General features: G+C 72.5%; 13 protein-coding genes. 9 read left to right on the top strand and 4 right to left on the bottom strand.

All coding sequences use genetic code 11. The annotated features are described in order from the left end of the window. Positions 1 to 4: 4 nt before the first annotated feature. On the bottom strand, positions 5 to 1,432 hold the full coding sequence (locus tag AB0B39_RS02255; RefSeq protein WP_234584057.1) for a UDP-glucose/GDP-mannose dehydrogenase family protein: 1,428 nt from the start codon (positions 1,430 to 1,432) through the stop codon (positions 5 to 7). A 249-nt stretch (positions 1,433 to 1,681) separates the two neighbouring features. On the opposite strand from AB0B39_RS02255, the gene AB0B39_RS02250 reads away from it, so the two are divergent. The 3 genes from AB0B39_RS02250 to AB0B39_RS02240 all read left to right on the top strand — a co-directional run bounded on the left by AB0B39_RS02250 (position 1,682) and on the right by AB0B39_RS02240 (position 5,850). Next, complete coding sequence (locus AB0B39_RS02250; protein WP_357493721.1) at positions 1,682 to 2,845, top strand: acyl-CoA dehydrogenase family protein; 1,164 nt, start codon at positions 1,682 to 1,684, stop codon at positions 2,843 to 2,845. A gap of 233 nt (positions 2,846 to 3,078) precedes the next feature. Beyond that, positions 3,079 to 4,284 carry a DUF418 domain-containing protein gene (locus tag AB0B39_RS02245; RefSeq protein WP_357573292.1) on the top strand — a complete coding sequence of 402 codons (1,206 nt, stop codon included), beginning with the start codon at positions 3,079 to 3,081 and terminating at the stop codon, positions 4,282 to 4,284. A 285-nt stretch (positions 4,285 to 4,569) separates the two neighbouring features. Then, entirely contained in the window at positions 4,570 to 5,850 is a 1,281-nt protein-coding gene (locus AB0B39_RS02240) for a multidrug effflux MFS transporter (protein ID WP_357573291.1), read from the top strand. A gap of 48 nt (positions 5,851 to 5,898) precedes the next feature. On the opposite strand, the gene AB0B39_RS02235 is transcribed toward AB0B39_RS02240, so the two are convergent. Next, positions 5,899 to 6,564, bottom strand: coding sequence for a hypothetical protein (locus AB0B39_RS02235; RefSeq protein ID WP_357493727.1), 666 nt, complete (start codon positions 6,562 to 6,564; stop codon positions 5,899 to 5,901). Between the two features lie 23 nt (positions 6,565 to 6,587). On the opposite strand from AB0B39_RS02235, the gene AB0B39_RS02230 reads away from it, so the two are divergent. Together AB0B39_RS02230 and AB0B39_RS02225 are read left to right on the top strand one after the other, a co-directional pair. After that, complete coding sequence (locus tag AB0B39_RS02230) at positions 6,588 to 7,106, top strand: hotdog domain-containing protein (protein ID WP_357493729.1); 519 nt, start codon at positions 6,588 to 6,590, stop codon at positions 7,104 to 7,106. A gap of 142 nt (positions 7,107 to 7,248) precedes the next feature. Continuing rightward, positions 7,249 to 9,219, top strand: a complete 1,971-nt coding sequence (locus AB0B39_RS02225; protein WP_357573290.1) for an acetoacetate--CoA ligase — start codon at positions 7,249 to 7,251, stop codon at positions 9,217 to 9,219. Between the two features lie 242 nt (positions 9,220 to 9,461). Here the strand turns inward: AB0B39_RS02225 and AB0B39_RS02220 are convergent, their stop codons facing one another. Next, entirely contained in the window at positions 9,462 to 10,151 is a 690-nt protein-coding gene (locus tag AB0B39_RS02220) for a TIGR03089 family protein (RefSeq protein ID WP_357573289.1), read from the bottom strand. Positions 10,152 to 10,303: 152 nt separating this feature from the next. Between AB0B39_RS02220 and AB0B39_RS02215 the strand changes: the two genes are divergently transcribed. Together AB0B39_RS02215 and AB0B39_RS02210 are read left to right on the top strand one after the other, a co-directional pair. Beyond that, on the top strand, positions 10,304 to 11,449 hold the full coding sequence (locus AB0B39_RS02215) for a glycosyltransferase family 1 protein (RefSeq protein ID WP_234584044.1): 1,146 nt from the start codon (positions 10,304 to 10,306) through the stop codon (positions 11,447 to 11,449). Positions 11,450 to 11,512: 63 nt separating this feature from the next. After that, a complete protein-coding gene (locus AB0B39_RS02210) occupies positions 11,513 to 12,604 on the top strand; it encodes a sugar phosphate nucleotidyltransferase (protein ID WP_234584042.1) in 1,092 nt (363 codons plus the stop codon). A gap of 91 nt (positions 12,605 to 12,695) precedes the next feature. Here the strand turns inward: AB0B39_RS02210 and AB0B39_RS02205 are convergent, their stop codons facing one another. Beyond that, positions 12,696 to 13,232 (bottom strand): NUDIX hydrolase, encoded by a 537-nt coding sequence (locus AB0B39_RS02205; RefSeq protein ID WP_357494276.1) that lies wholly within the window; start codon positions 13,230 to 13,232, stop codon positions 12,696 to 12,698. 102 nt (positions 13,233 to 13,334) lie between these two features. Between AB0B39_RS02205 and AB0B39_RS02200 the strand changes: the two genes are divergently transcribed. Beyond that, positions 13,335 to 14,381 carry a hypothetical protein gene (locus AB0B39_RS02200; protein ID WP_357573288.1) on the top strand — a complete coding sequence of 349 codons (1,047 nt, stop codon included), beginning with the start codon at positions 13,335 to 13,337 and terminating at the stop codon, positions 14,379 to 14,381. Between the two features lie 290 nt (positions 14,382 to 14,671). Then, the gene (locus AB0B39_RS02195; protein ID WP_234584040.1) at positions 14,672 to 15,670 is read left to right on the top strand and encodes a winged helix-turn-helix domain-containing protein; all 999 of its coding nucleotides are present in this window, start codon (positions 14,672 to 14,674) and stop codon (positions 15,668 to 15,670) included. Positions 15,671 to 15,689: the final 19 nt, after the last annotated feature.

Below are 15,689 nucleotides of genomic sequence, written 5' to 3'. Positions count from 1 at the left end.
AACGTCAGGGGCGGCCCATGCCCCGATACTCCCAGCCGGCCTGGGTCCACAGTGCCGAGTCGAGGCAGTTGCGCCCGTCGACGACCTTGCGGCCGGCGACCAGCTCACCCAGGGCGACCGGGTCGGCGTTGCGGAAGTCCGCCCACTCGGTGAGGACGCAGACCAGGTCGGCGTCGGCGACGGCCTCGTTGATGCCGGCCTCGTAGGTCAGCTCGGGCACCGCGCGACGGGCGTTCTCGGCGCCCTGCGGGTCGTACACGTGCACGTCGGCGCCGGCCTTCTGCAACAGCGCGGCGACGGCGAGCGCCGGGGCGTCGCGGACGTCGTCGGTGTTGGGCTTGAAGGTGGCGCCCAGCACGGCGATGCGGGTGCCGGAGAAGTCCGGGCCGGCCGGCCCGGAGCGCCGGCCGAGCAGATCCGCCGCGAGCTGGAGCACGCGGGTCCGGCGGCGCAGGTTGATCAGGTCGACCTCGTGCAGGAAGCGCAGCGCCTCACCGGCGCCGAGCTCCTGCGCGCGGGCCTGGAAGGCGCGGATGTCCTTGGGCAGGCAGGCGCCACCGAAGCCGAGCCCGGCCTGGAGGAACCGGTTGCCGATCCGGGGGTCGTACCCGATCGCGCGGGCCAGCTGGGTGACGTCGCCGCCGCTGGCCTCGCAGACCTCGGCCATGGCGTTGATGAAGGAGATCTTGGTGGCCAGGAACGCGTTCGCCGCGACCTTGACCAGCTCGGCCGTCGCGAAGTCGGTGACCACCAGCGGCACCTCGCGGTCCTCGGTGGCGGCCAGGTCGAAGACGCCCTTGTGCGCGGCGTAGAGCATGCCGTTGGCCCACTCGCTCTTCACGCCGACCACGATCCGGTTGGGGCGCAGCACGTCGTCGACGGCGAAGCCCTCCTGGAGGAACTCGGGGCTCCACGCCACCTCGACCTCCAGGTCGCCGGGGGTGTGCTTGCCGACCAGCTGCTCGACCCAGTCGGCGGTGCCCACCGGCACGGTGGACTTGCCGACGATCAGCGCCTTGCGGGTCAGGTGCTGCGCGAGGCTGGTCACCGACGCCTCGACGTACGACAGGTCGGCGCCCATCCCGTCGGCCCGCTGGGGGGTGCCGACGCAGATGAAGTGCACGTCGCCGAACTCGGCGGTCTCGGCGATGTCGGTCGAGAACCGCAGCCGGCCGGCGGCCAGGTTGCGCTTGAGCAGCTCGTCCAGGCCGGGCTCGTGGATCGGCACCTCGCCGGCGTTCAGCTTCGCGATCTTGTCCGCGTCGACGTCGAACCCGAGCACCTCGTACCCGAGTTCCGCGTAGCAGATGGCGTACGTCGCACCGAGGTAGCCGGTTCCCAGAAACGTCACCCGCGGCCGAGGTGCACCTGAAGGCGGCGTCACCGCGGCGATGGCGGGGGTCGGCTGGATGGTGGGGTAGGGGATCGTCACGCCTGTCTTCTCCGCTCGCACTGGCGGCGCGTCGTCGCGTCGCATTCTGCTGCGGCGCCTGACGGGGCACCGGAGGGTGGCTCACTGTCTGTCTCTCATCATCGCCCAGCGGCGCGGGTGCTCCGTCATGCCCATACCTACGCGCCGGTAACATCACCTGAACTGCAGTCGCTATCCTTCAGTCTGCGCGGTCGGCGGTCAGGGGAGGCCACAGACTGCGCATGATAGCGGTGAAGGGGAGGGGCCGACATGGCCGCAGGGGAGTCGTTCGACGTCTACCGGTTGCCCGAGGAGCACGAGGCGATCCGGGAGGCGGTCCGTGAGGTCTGTGCCGCCAAGGTGGCTCCGCACGCCGCCGAGGCCGACGAGACCGGGGAGTTTCCGAAGGCGTCCTACGACGCGCTGCGGGCAGCCGACTTCCACGCGCCGCACATCCCCGAGGAGTACGGGGGCGCGGGCGCGGACGCGCTGGCCACCGCCATCGTGATCGAGGAGGTGGCGCGCGCCTGCGCGTCCTCCTCGCTGATCCCGGCGGTCAACAAACTCGGCACGATGCCGCTGCTGTTGTCCGGTTCCGAGGAGATCAAGCGCCGCTACCTGACCCCGGTCGCGGCGGGCGACGCCATGTTCTCGTACTGCCTCTCGGAGCCCGAGGCGGGCAGCGACGCGGCGTCGATGACGACCCGGGCGGTGCGTGACGGGGATCACTGGGTGCTCAACGGCGTGAAGCGCTGGATCACCAACGCCGGCGTCTCCGAGTTCTACACCGTCTTCGCCGTCACCGACCCCGCCGCCCGATCCCGGGGCATCTCGGCCTTCGTGGTCGAGAAGTCCGATGCCGGCGTGAGCTTCGGCGCACCGGAGAAGAAGCTGGGGATCAAGGGCTCCCCGACCCGCGAGGTCTACCTGGACAACGTGCGGATCCCCGCCGACCGGATGATCGGCGCGGAGGGCACCGGCTTCGCCACCGCCATGAAGACCCTCGACCACACCCGGGTGACCATCGCCGCGCAGGCCGTCGGGATCGCGCAGGGCGCGCTCGACTACGCCAAGGGGTACGTCGCCGAGCGCCGCCAGTTCGGCAAGGCGATCGCCGAGTTCCAGGGCATCCAGTTCATGCTCGCCGACATGGGCATGAAGCTGGAGGCTGCCCGGCAGCTCACGTACGCCGCCGCCGGCAAGTCCGAGCGGGGCGACGCCGACCTGACCTACTTCGGCGCGGCGGCGAAGTGCTTCGCCTCCGACGCCGCCATGGAGATCACCACCGACGCGGTGCAGCTGCTCGGCGGCTACGGCTACACCCGCGACTACCCGGTCGAGCGGATGATGCGCGACGCCAAGATCACCCAGATCTACGAAGGAACGAACCAGGTGCAGCGCATCGTCATGGCGCGGCAGCTGCTCAAGGGCTGATTCCGAGCTCTTCTGGCTGCTCTGCCTGGCGGGATTACCTCTGGTCCCCCAGAACGCTTCTCCTCGGCGTTCTGGGGGATTCCTGTTGTGTCGGTCGGGGTTCCGGGTGTGTCGCGGGTAGGGCCCACCCCACCAGCGTCTTCCCGCTCACCGGCTGTCATCCGGAAAGGCCGCTTCATAGGGTCACAGGACAGTCACCGAACACGATTGCTGTCCGTTCCGGAGGTTGTCACGTGAGCCACTCCATCAAGGACCCACCCGTCGGGAGCCGCGCGTCGTCCGGGACGCTCTCCCGGATCGTCGACGTCGACGCGTTGCGCGCCGTGGCGCTGCTCCTCATCCTGATCGTCAACATCGCCTTCTTCGCCTCCGGCTATCCCTTCCAGCTGGTCCCGGATCCCGCGTACGACTCGTGGGGCGACCAGGCGGTCCTGTGGCTGGTCGAGCTGCTGTTCACGATGAAGGCGTACCTGCTCTTCTCCTTCCTGTTCGGCTACAGCTTCACGCTCCAGCTCGATTCCGCCGCGCGACGGGGCGTCGACGTCGTCCCACGGTTCCGGCGACGGCTGGTCGGGCTCTTCGTGCTCGGCATCCTGCACGCGGTGCTGCTGTTCCAGGGCGACATCCTGACCGCGTACGCGTTGCTCGGTCTGGTCCTGCTCGCCATGCGGGGAGTCCGCGTCAGGACCGCGCTGCGCGTCGCCGTACTGCTGACCGGCGGGATCGGCTTCCTCCTCGCGCTCGCCGCCACGGGCGGGACCCAGCTGGTCACCGATCCGGCGACGGCGCTGGCGGCGGGGCAGCGGTCCACCGAGGCGCTACAGGGTGGGTTCGGCTCGGTGATCAGCGAGCACGTACGCCAGCTGCCGGCGATGCTCGGCACGCTCCTCGTGCAGGGGCCGCTCGCCCTCTCGGCCTTCCTCTTCGGTTACGCGGCCGGTCGGCGCCGGCTGCTCACCGACATCGCCGGGAACCGGCAGCTCCTGCGCCGGGTGCAGCAGCTGGGCTATCCGATCGGCCTGGCCGGTGCGGTGATCTTCGCGGCGGGCGGGGGCACCGCGAACCTGACCGGGCTGACGGCGGGCGTGCTCACCGCGCCGCTGCTCGCGGCCGCGTACGCCGCCACCCTGCTCCAGTTCTTCCAGACCGAGCGAGGTCGGCGGGTCGTCGCCGTACTCGCGCCGGCCGGGCGGATGTCCCTGTCGAACTACCTGGGCCAGTCGCTGCTCTGCGTGCTGGTCTTCACCGGCGTCGGGCTGGGCCTCGCCGGTGCCGTCGCGCCCCCGGTCGTCGTCCTCATCGCGGTCGCGATCTACTGCCTGCAGCTCGCCGGCAGCGCGGCGTGGATGGCCCGGTTCCGGTACGGGCCGCTGGAGTGGCTGTTGCGGGCCTGGACCGAGCAGCGGTGGCCGCGTCTGCGGGCCGCGGACCCCGCATAGGGCGGTGGGCGATCTTCCCCAGCTGTGACCGCAGCTCACAGCTGGGGCGGCCGGACGGAACCGCGTGACTCCCCACACACAGGGAACGTCGTACCCGGCCGAGGTGTTGTCGACCCGGGAGAATCATCCCCGGGTCATCGCCCACCCGGCCAACCCCGCCACGGCCTCTGAGTCGTCACGTCCACGCCGCCCACCGCCGGGCATCCTCCGCCGCGTCCACGCGGTCCCGGTGACGCCCCGCGCCGCCGCTCGTGACGACGCGCCGGCTTCCGCAGAGAGATCGAGATGATGAAGCAGCTGGTGGAGAAGACCGCCCCCGAGCAGGATGTGCTGCCCGGCGACCTGATGACCAACCGCCAGCGGGCCCGGCTCGTGCTGGTGCTCGGCGCGTTGATCGCGATCGGGCCGTTGACCATCGACATGTACCTGCCGGCGCTGCCCGCCATCACTGCCGGCCTGCAGACCACCGAGACCGCCGTGCAGTTGACGCTGACCGGCACGCTGGTCGGCCTCGCGCTGGGCCAGTTGCTGATCGGGCCGCTCTCCGACGTGGTCGGGCGGCGTCTGCCGTTGCTCGCCGGGCTCGCCGCGCACATCGTGGCCTCCGTGCTGTGCGTCTTCGCGCCCAACATCGCCGTGCTCGGCGCGCTGCGCGTCCTGCAGGGCCTCGGCGTGGCGGCCGCCACCGTGGTCGCCACGGCCGTCGTGCGCGACCTGTTCAGCGGCGCCTCGTTCGCGCGGATCTTCTCGCGCCTGATGCTGGTCATGGGGCTGGCGCCGATCCTCGCGCCGACGCTGGGCAGCGGGCTGCTGCGCTGGACCGAGTGGCGGGGCGTCTTCGCGGCGCTGGCGGTGCTGGGCGCGTTGCTGATCGTCGTCGCGGCGTTGCAGCTTCCGGAGACCCTCGCGGTGGCCCGCCGCCGACACGGCGGGGTGGCGGCGACCCTGCGCGACTACCGGGCGCTGCTCAACGACCGGGCCTTCGTCGGTCTGGTGCTGGTCGCCGGGCTGGCCATGGCGTCGCTGTTCGCGTACGTCTCGGGGTCGTCGTTCGTGCTCCAGCGGGAGTACGGGCTCGACGAGCAGCAGTTCGGCCTGGCCTTCGGGGCCGGCGCCGTCGGCCTGATCGGCGCCACCCAGTTCAACGTCCGTCTGCTGCGGCGTTACACCCCGCAGCAGATCCTCGTCAGCGCGCTGATCGCCGGAACGGCCGCCGGGCTGCTGCTGGTCGCGTTCGCGGCCACCGGCTTCGGTGGCCTCGGCACCCTGCTCGCGTCGCTGTGGCTCGTGCTGGCCGCGGCGGGCCTGGCCCTGCCGAACGCCCCGGCGCTGGCCATGAGCCGGCACAGCGAGGCCGCCGGCACGGCCGCGGCGCTGCTCGGGGCCGTGCAGTTCGGCGTCGGCGCGGTCTCGGCGCCCCTGGCCGGCCTGTTCGGCACGGGGAGCGTACCGATGGCGGTCGTCATCGCGGGCGGCATGGCCGCGGCGCTGGCGGTCATGCTCCTGGTCGTGCCCCGCGCCGCCCTCGGCGCGGTCGACCCGGACCTGGCCGTCGCCGTGCACTAGCGCAGCGGGTCAGGTCGGGCGGGCCGGGCCTCCCGGCCCGCCCGACGGTCAACGGATCTCGGTGGTGTCCTCGGGGCGGGACTGGCCGCGCGGCGGGGCGGACCACGGTGATTCGCCACCCACCCGGCGGGGCAGCGGCTCGGTCGGCGTCGGGTCGGCCGGGTAACCCAGGGTCAGCGGGGCGGTGTCGCGCTCGGCCGGCTCGGGCGACGGCCAGTCGGTGAGGGTGAAGTCGTCGCCGCGCGGGCCGTCCGCCGGCGCCGGCGTCAGGGCCGGCGCGGTCGCGGCCTGCGGCCACTGCCGCCAGCGTTGGCCGCTGAACGTCGCCATGAGCAGCAGCAGGCCGATCAGGAAGAGCGTGCCGTTCTCCACCGGCAGCCGCAGCGGCAGCGGGTCACCGAACACCTTCCACCCCTGCGGGATCGCGTCGCGCACCTCGAACGGCGCCACGAACATCCCGACGTACGGGGTGACCAGCAGCAGCCCGGCCACCACCGGGCCCGCCGGTGAGAAGCGCAGTGTGCCGAGCAGCCCGAGCAGGACACCGCCGACGCCGAGGTACACGGCCGGTTCGATCAGGTTGGCGGTGTTGAAGGTGCCGATCTCCACCCAGCGGTCGACCGTCCGGCTCGACCCGTCCTGCCCGAGTGTGACAAGCGCCCACGTGATGGGTGCCACCACCAACCCGGCGAGGAAGCTCCAGAGATGTCGCATCCGCGCACCGTACCGTTTCCGGCATGACCGAGCACCTCTCCGCCGCTCCGACCGGCAAGCCGACGTCGTACTCCCGCGTCACCCTCAGCAAGATCATGACTGCGGTGGACGTGAACCTCTACGGAACCGTCCACGGCGGGGTCCTGATGAAGTTCGTCGACGACGTGGCGGGCGCCGCCGCAGCCCGGCACAGCGGCGGGACGGCGGTCACCGCGGCGATCGACGAGATCGTCTTCTCCGAGGCAGTCCGGGTCGGTGACCTGGTGCACGCGCACGCCCAGGTGAACTGGACCGGACAGACGTCGATGGAGGTGGGCGTGCGGGTGGTCGCCGAGCGGTGGGACTCGGCCGAGGACGCGCCGGTGCGGGTGGCCACGGCGTACCTGGTCTTCGTCGGCGTGGACGTCGGCGGTGCGCCGCGCATGGTCCGTCCGGTGCTGCCGGAGACGCCGGAGGACGAGCGCCGGTTCAAGGAGGCGGAGATCCGCCGTGCGCACCGCCTGGCCCGCCGCCGGGCCATCCAGGCGCACCGGGCGGGCTGAACCACATGGGTGGGTGGGCTGGAGTGTGGGCCGGGCACGCGTCGATAGGCGTACCCGGTGCGCAGAATGGCGCTTCGAGGTAGGGCAAGATGGCGCCACGGCCCATTCACAGTGTCGTGCGGGGCCAGGGGAGGGTGGAGCAGTGGGTGACGTGCTGTGGACGCCGCCGGCGGACGTGCTGGAGCGGTCCCGGATCGGCGACTACCTGCGCTGGCTGGCCGAGCACCGCGGGTTGGAGTTCTCCGACTACGACGCGCTGTGGCGGTGGTCGGTCACCGACCTGGACGCGTTCTGGCGCTCGATCTGGGACCACTTCGAGGTGATCGCGCACACCCCGCCGACCGCAACCCTGGCCGAGCGGGGGATGCCCGGGGCGCGCTGGTTCCCGGGCGCCACCCTCAACTACGCCGAGAACGTGCTGCGGATGCCGGGCCGCGCCGACGACGACCCCGTGGTCATCGCGCACGGCCAGACCCGCGAGCCGGTCACCCTCACCGCCGGGGAGCTGCGCGAGCAGGTCCGCCGGGTGTCGGCCGGTCTGCGCCGGCTCGGCGTCACCGCCGGGGACCGGGTGGCGGCGTACGCCCCCAACATTCCCGAGACGTACGTCCTGCTGCTGGCCACCGCCAGCCTCGGGGCCATCTTCTCGTCCTGCGCGCCGGAGTTCGGCACGCGCAGCGTCACCGACCGGTGGCAGCAGATCGAGCCGACCGTGCTCGTCGCCGTGGACGGCTACCGCTACGGCGACAAGCCGGTCGACCGCCGCGCCGAGGTTGCCGCGATCCGTGCGGCCCTGCCGTCGCTGCGCCACACCGTGAGCATCGGCTACCTCGACCCGGCGGGCCCCGCCCCCGAGGGCGCGCTGGGCTGGGCCGAGCTGGCCGCGCCCACCGACGAGCCGTCGACGTTCACGCCGGTGCCCTTCGACCACCCGCTGTACGTGCTCTACTCCTCGGGCACCACCGGGTTGCCGAAGCCGATCGTGCACGGCCACGGCGGCATCCTGCTGGAACACCTGAAGATGCTCGCCCTGCACCACGACCTCGGCCCGGCCGACCGGTTCTTCTGGTTCACCACCACCGGCTGGATGATGTGGAACTTCCTGGTCTCCGGGCCTGCGGTGGGCGCGGCCATCGTGCTCTTCGACGGCAACCCGGGCCACCCTGACCTCGGCGGCCTGTGGCGGCTCGCGGCCGAGACCGGCACCACGTACTTCGGCACCTCGGCGCCGTTCCTGCTGGCCTGCCGCAAGGCCGGCCTGGTGCCCCGCGAGGTCGCCGACCTGTCCGCGCTGCGCGGCGTGGGTTCCACAGGTGCGCCGCTGCCCGCCGAGGGCTTTCACTGGGTGTACGAGACCGTCGGCGACCAGGTGCAGCTCCAGTCGCTCTCGGGCGGCACCGACGTGTGCACGGGCTTCGTCGGCGGGGCGCCGCTGCTGCCGGTGTACGCCGGCGAGATCGCCTGCCGCGCGCTGGGCGCCAAGGTGGAGGCCCGCTCGGCCGACGGCACTCCGGTGATCGGCGAGCTGGGCGAGCTGGTGATCACCGAGCCGATGCCGAGCATGCCGGTGGGCTTCTGGAACGACCCGGACGGCGTCCGTTACGCCGAGGCGTACTTCTCCGTCTACCCCGGCGTCTGGCGGCACGGTGACTGGATCACCATCAACTCCCGGGGCGGCTGCGTGATCACCGGCCGCTCCGACGCCACCCTCAACCGTGGCGGGGTCCGGCTCGGCACCGCCGAGTTCTACTCGGTGGTCGAGGGCCTCGACGAGGTCGTCGACTCGGTGGTGGTGCACCTGGAGGACGACGAGGGAGGCGCGGGTGAACTGCTGCTCTTCGTGGTGCTGGCCGACGGGCTGACTATGGACGACGCGCTGCGCAAGAAGATCTGCCGCGAACTGCGTACGGCCCTCTCACCCCGGCACGTGCCCGACGAGATCCACCAGGTACGCGCCGTGCCCCGCACCCTTTCAGCGAAGAAGCTGGAGGTGCCGGTCAAGAAGATCCTCACCGGCACCCCGGTCGACCAGGCCGCGGCCAAGGGCGCGCTGGTGAACCCAGATTCGCTTACCGCCTTCGCAACCTTCGCAAAGTCCCGCCCCCACCCCTAACCCCCACCCCCCGCCCCGCCCCCGCCCCCTGGCGTCGATCATGGAGTGGTGGTGCCCCGCAAAGGGTGCATCCCGCCGTGATCCGCCCACCACGACTCCATGATCGACCCGGGCTGGCGCTGGGCTTCCGCGATCTTGCACTTACTGTCGCGGCATACGGGGCATTCCACGCGTCTCGGCGACAGGAACTGCAAGATCGCGGGGCGCGGGCCGCGGGGCGCGGGGCCGCGGGGCGCAGGGGGTTAGGGGAGGGGGTGGGTTACTTTTTCGCTGGTTAGCCGGGTGGGTAGGCGGGCCGGGTCGGGGTTGGCGCACAGGACCACGGTTGCCGCCCGGGTCAGCGGCGCGAGGAGCCAGTCCACCGGGTCGGGGTAGCGGTCGGCGTCGATCAGGACCCGGGCTCCGGGCTCGATGCCCAGGTCGGTGGCGCGGGCCTCGGCGCGGGCCAGCAGTTGCGCGTCCGCGGGGCCGGGACCGGACCGCGGGGTGAAGTGGTCGCCGTGCCCGCGTACCTCGACCACGTAGTCGGCGAAGCCGGGCGGCACCTGCCGCAGCGGGGCGGCGAGCGGGGCGAGGCCCAGGGCGTACCGCTCGTCGGCGGGCCAGGACTGTGCTTCGTCGAGCCGGTCGGCGGCGGCGAAGAGCACGTCCACCCGGCCCGGTGTGTCGGCGACTGTCACCTTTGCCGACCAGCAGCCCAGCAGGACGGCGGCGGTCTGCCAGTGCGGGGGGAGCAGCACGCCGGCCGGTGTGCCCGGCGCGAGGCCGACCTCGTCGACGAGGAGGTTGGCGGTCTTCGACACCCAGTTCGCCAGGGTCGCGCCGGAGAGTTCGGTGCGGTCGCCGGTGGAGTCGTCGTACCAGGTCAGCAGCGGTCGGGTCGGGTCGGTCGCGATCGCGTCGGCGAACACCCGGGCAATGTTGTCGGCCATCGGCGCGAACGATACGCCTCTGCGGCCCGTACTCGATGACGATGACAAGTCGGCGTACCGTCGGGTCGCAGTCAGCGTCGGCCCCGTACTCCGGCGTAGGCTTTACCCCCGGAGTGTTGTTCCCCACAGACCCACCTTCAAGGAGTCGCCCCGTGACCGCCGGTCGCCCGCCCCGCGTGCTCATCGACGCCACGAGTGTCCCCGCCGACCGTGGTGGTGTCGGTCGATACGTCGACGGTCTGCTCGGTGCCCTCGGCAAGGTGTGCGGGTCGGGGGTGGAGTTGGCAGTGGTGAGCCTCCGCACCGACCTGGAGCGTTACACGCGGATGCTGCCTGGCGCGGAGATCATCCCCGCTCCGGCCGCCGTGGCGCACCGCCCGGCCCGGCTCGCCTGGGAGCAGACCGGCCTGCCGCTGCTCGCCCAGCAGGTCGGCGCGCACGTGCTGCACTCGCCCTTCTACACCTGCCCGCTGCGGGCCGGGTGCCCCGTCACGGTCACCGTGCACGACGCGACGTTCTTCACCGAGCCGGAGCACTACGACAAGTCCCGCCGCACGTTCTTCCGCAGCGCCATCAAGACCTCGATGCGTCGCGCCAACCGGGTGATCGTGCCCAGCAAGGCGACCCGCGACGAGCTGATCCGGCTGCTCGACGCCGACCCGACCCGCATCGACGTGGCCTACCACGGCGTCGACCACGACGCCTTCCACGCGCCCGGCGAGGAGGAGAAGGCCCGCGTGCGTGCCCGGCTGGGGCTGGGCAACAGCACGTACGTGGCTTTCCTCGGCGCCAAGGAGCCGCGCAAGAACGTGCCCAACCTGATCCGCGGCTGGGCCCGTGCGGTGGCCGACCGGGTCGACCCGCCGGCCCTGGTGATCGCCGGTGGGCAGGGGCACGACGACGACATCGACCGGGCGGTGGCCGAGGTCCCGTCCCACCTGCGGCTGCTGCGCCCCGGCTACCTGCGCTACGCCGACCTGCCCGGCTTCCTCGGTGGCGCGCTGGTGGCCGCCTACCCGTCGTACGGCGAGGGGTTCGGCCTGCCGATCCTGGAGGCTATGGCGTGCGCCGCCCCGGTGCTGACCACCCCCCGGCTGTCGCTGCCCGAGGTGGGTGGCGACGCGGTCGCGTACACCTCGGAGGACCCGGGCCAGATCGCCACCGACCTGGCCGCCCTGCTCGACGACGAGCAGCGCCGGCTGTCGCTGGCGAAGGCCGGCTTCGACCGGGCCAAGGAGTTCACCTGGGAATCCAGCGCCGAGGTGCACATCGCCGCCTGGAGTCGCGCCCGGTCGTGACCGTTCGGGCCTCTCGTGGTGACCCGTGCCACTGCGGGCGGATACGTCGGGCATGATGTGCGGATGCTTTATGCGGTCATCCCGGCAGGTGGCAGCGGCACAAGGTTGTGGCCGTTGTCCCGCGCCGGCCACCCCAAGTTCCTCCACCCGCTGACCGGTACCAGCGCCTCGCTGCTCCAGGCGACCGTGGAGCGGCTCGCGCCGCTGACCACACCGGATCGGACCCTCGTGGTCACCGGCGCCGCGCACGTCGCGGCGGTCGCCCGGCAGCTGACCGGGCTGCCGGAGGAGAACATCCTGGTCGAGCCGTCCCCCCGGGATTCCTGCGCGGCGATCGCGCTGGCCGCGGCGGTGATCGCGCAGCGTGACCCGGACGCGGTCATGGGGAGCTTCGCGGCCGACCACCTGATCCGCGACCCGGACAGCTGGGTGCGCACGGTCCAGGAGGCGGTCCGGGGGGCCGAGCAGGGCATGCTGATGACGGTCGGGATCACCCCGACCCGGCCGGAGACCGGCTACGGCTACCTGGAGACCGGCGACGAGGCCGAGGGCACGCCGTGGCGTCAGGTGGCCGAGTTCAAGGAGAAGCCGGCCGCCGAGGTCGCCGAGGCGTACGTCCGCTCGGGCCGGCACCTGTGGAACGCGAGCATGTTCGTCTGGCGGGTGGACGTGTTCCTCGCCGAGTTGGCCCGCCAGCAGCCGGCGCTGCACGCGGGGGTCACCGCGATCGCCACCGCCTGGGGCACCCCGGAGCAGGACGACGTGCTCGGGACGGTCTGGCCGACGCTGCCGAAGATCTCCGTCGACTACGCGGTGATGGAGGGCGCGGCCACCGCCGGTCGGGTCGCCACAGTGCCTGGCGATTTCGGCTGGAACGACGTCGGCGACTTCCACACGCTGGGTGAGGTGCTGCCCGCCGACGACGCGGGCAACGTGGTGCTCGGCACCGACGCCAAGCCGGGCGTACTCCTGCGGGACACCGCCAACCTGGTGGTGGTGCCGCAGTCGGGCCGGTTGGTGGCGGTGCTCGGCGTGCGCGACCTGATCGTGGTGGACACCCCGGACGCGGTGCTGGTCTGCCCGCGTGACCGGGCCCAGGACGTCAAGCTCCTCGTCGACGAGCTGAAGGAGCGGGGCGAAGAGGGCTACGTCTGACCCTCGACCCCGGCGGGTGACCTCGTAGCGCCGGCGATGGCGGTGCAAGCCGCTGTCGCCGGCGTACTCGTGCGCGGGCCACGACGAGGTGTCACCACCTGCCCAGCGCCGCGAGGGCCGGCTCGATGAGTTGCGCCGTCCCGCCGGCCAGCGGCTCGGGCAGCCGATCGGGCGGGAACCACCCCAGCTCCTCGGCCTCGTCGCTGACCTGCTCGACGGCGCCGGGCGGGGCGACCACCGCGAACCGGACGTCGTAGTGGCGCGACCCACCCTGGCAGAGCACCTCGTGCACGTCGATGTCGATCGGCACCGGATCGATGCGCAGGCCGTCGATGCCGGACTCCTCGATGGCCTCGCGCAGCGCGGCCCCGACAAGCGTCCGGTCCACCGGCTCGCAGTGCCCGCCGAGCTGCACCCAGCGGCCGAACTTGGCGTGCAGGCAGAGCAGCACCCGTGCGCCGGTCGGGTCGAGCACCAGCGCGCTCGCTGTGACGTGGCCGGGGCGGTGCTGCCGGCTCATCGCCACCGGCCCGGCGGCGAGCAGCGCGAGGGTCCGGTCCCGCGCGTCGGCCGCCGCCGGGCTGGTCGGCTGCCAGCCCTCCAGCAGGGCGACGGCGTCGGCGTGCAGCGTCGCGTACGACGCGGGATCGGTGGGGTCGACGGCGGGTCCGGTGAGCGCGGTGTCAGGCACCCCGTCACTGTACGAGCGCGCTCTCCGTACGCTGGCGCGGTGACCCTGCGACTCGTCGAATTCGTGGTGGCCGGCAACGAGGCCAGCGATCTGCTGCCGGTGCGCTCGTCCGCGCTGCTGCGGTCGTACGGTGCTCGGCGCGGTTTCTGGACGGTGCTGGACGAGGGCCCGGTGGAGCGCTGCCTGGCCCTGTTGCTGGAGTTGGACGACGGCGAGTGGACGGCCCGGCACGTCACGGCGGACGCTGGGGTCGAGAACGGCCGGACCGAGGACGGTGAGGCGCTCGCCCACCACGACGGCTGGGTGTACGTCTTCGGCTCCCACTTCGGCTCGAAGGCGGGCCCGCTGCGCCCCCGTCGGGCGTTCGTGGCCCGGTTCCGCGAGGACGACGTGGCGGCCGGCACGCTGCCGGTGCACGTGGTGCGCAACCGGTTCCGGCTGCACCGCGCGGTGAACGACGCCCTCGCCGCGTCGCCGCTGACCCTGCTGCCGCCGGGCAAGCGGGTACGCGACCGGTTCATCGTGGAGACCCTGGCGCGGGGAACCAGTCGGGCGAAGAGTTGGGTGACGCACCTGACCCCGGACGACCTCCCGTTGAACGTGGAGGCCGCGGCCTTCACGCCGGACGGCACGGTGCTGCTCGGGATGCGGTTTCCGGTCACCGGGGCCGGCGAGCCGGTCCTGGTGGAGGTGTCCGGCGTGCCGGGCATGTTCGCCGCGGACCCGGTGTGGCCCCGGGCGCTGAAGGCGTACGCGGTGACCGGGGTGACCCCGCCGGGCGAGCTGACCGGCTTCCGGGCGATCGCGCCGACGCCGGACGGCGGGTACGCGGCCGTGATCGGCTCGATCGACGCGCTGGGCAAGGGGTCGGTGCTGCTCGACGACCATCCGGGCGGGGGCGCGGTCACGTCCCGGCACGTGCGGTTCCGGTTCCCGGCGGGGCGGACGGGCGACGCGTGCCGGCTCGTCGGCGAAGAGGTGGCCGACCTGGCGCCGTTTCATCACGTCGAGGGCCTGGCCGAGCTGGACGGGCGGCCGTTCTACGTCACGGACGAGGACCATCGGGTCGCGCTCTGGGTCGGCTGAGCGGGGCCGACGCACCGCGTCGACGGGATGACCGGACGGCACCTCTGCGGAGCAAGAGCCGCAGACCCTCGTGGTGCCGCCCGATCACCGGTCCCTCCCCGGTTCCCGGTGCCCCGGCGCCGGTCACGTCCGTGACGTGTCGGTGCCGTGCTCGGGCACTGGAAGCATGCCTAACTGGCCGGGGAGGCGTCGAGGTTTTTCAGTTCAGGCTTAAAGATGGAGATAACTGCCGGCCGGGTAGAGTCGAACGGTCGCTCGGCATCCCTCTGCCGGCGACACGGGAGCGCTCCATGCTGAAGATCCACTTTTCCGGCGAGGACATTCTCCGGACCCGGGTGGCGCCGGCGGCCGACCCGGTCTGGGAGCTGGTCCTCAGCCTGCACGTGTTGCAGGGCCGCAACCGCGATCCGTTGACGTCGACCTGGCGGCGCACCGTGACCCGCGGGCTGCGCCAGGACGTCGCCTCCGATCAGCTCCGACTGCTCTTCGCCCTGAACCCGCCGCGCGGCTACTTCCCCGACTTCCTGACCCCGTACGCCAGCGTGGAGGGTTTCGCGGCGGGGCTGGAAGCGGTGCGCAGCACGCCGACCCCGCTGCTCCAGCGGGATGTGACCCTGCTGGCCGCCGAGAACCAGCTGCCGTCCTCGGCCGCCGCGCTGGCCCGCGGCGACGTGGCGACGCTGCGCCACCTCGCGGATTCCATGGAGCAGTACCGGTCGCTGGCGATCGACCCGTACTGGAGTCGGATCCAGTCGGCGGTGGCGGCGGACCGCACCCGCCGCGCACGGGCCCTGCTCGACGGCGGCGTCGAAGGGCTGTTGGCCAGCCTCCGCCCGCGCATGCGCTGGGACAGCGGGGTGCTCGAGGTGCGCGACTACCCGCACAGCCGGGAGCTGCACCTGGACGGTCGAGGGCTGCTGTTGGTGCCGTCGTTCTTCTGCGCGGGCACCCCGGTCGCCCTGCTCGACCCGGCGCTGCCGCCGGTGCTGGTCTATCCGGTGGACCGGCTGGGCGGGCTCGCCGCGACCGACGGGGACGCGTTGGCCACGTCGAGCGCCGGCCGCGACTCGCTGGCCGCACTGCTCGGCCGGACCAGGGCGGCGGTGCTGGAGGCCAGCCACGACGGCTGCACCACGGGCGAGGTGGCCCGCCGGCTCAACATCTCACCGGCGGCGGCCAGCCAGCACGCCACAGTGCTGCGCAACGCCGGCCTGCTCGTCAGTCACCGCGACCGCAACACCGTGCTGCACACGCTGACCCCGCTGGGCCGGGCCGTCCTGGACGCGTGAGTCCGGCCCGGCCGCGCGG

Origin of the sequence: Micromonospora sp. NPDC049114 (genome assembly GCF_040648635.1) — a bacterium.
Taxonomy (GTDB): Bacteria; Actinomycetota; Actinomycetes; order Mycobacteriales; family Micromonosporaceae; genus Micromonospora.
The sequence above is the reverse complement of the archived record's forward strand: the minus strand, read 5'-3'. Positions and strand labels throughout refer to the sequence as shown.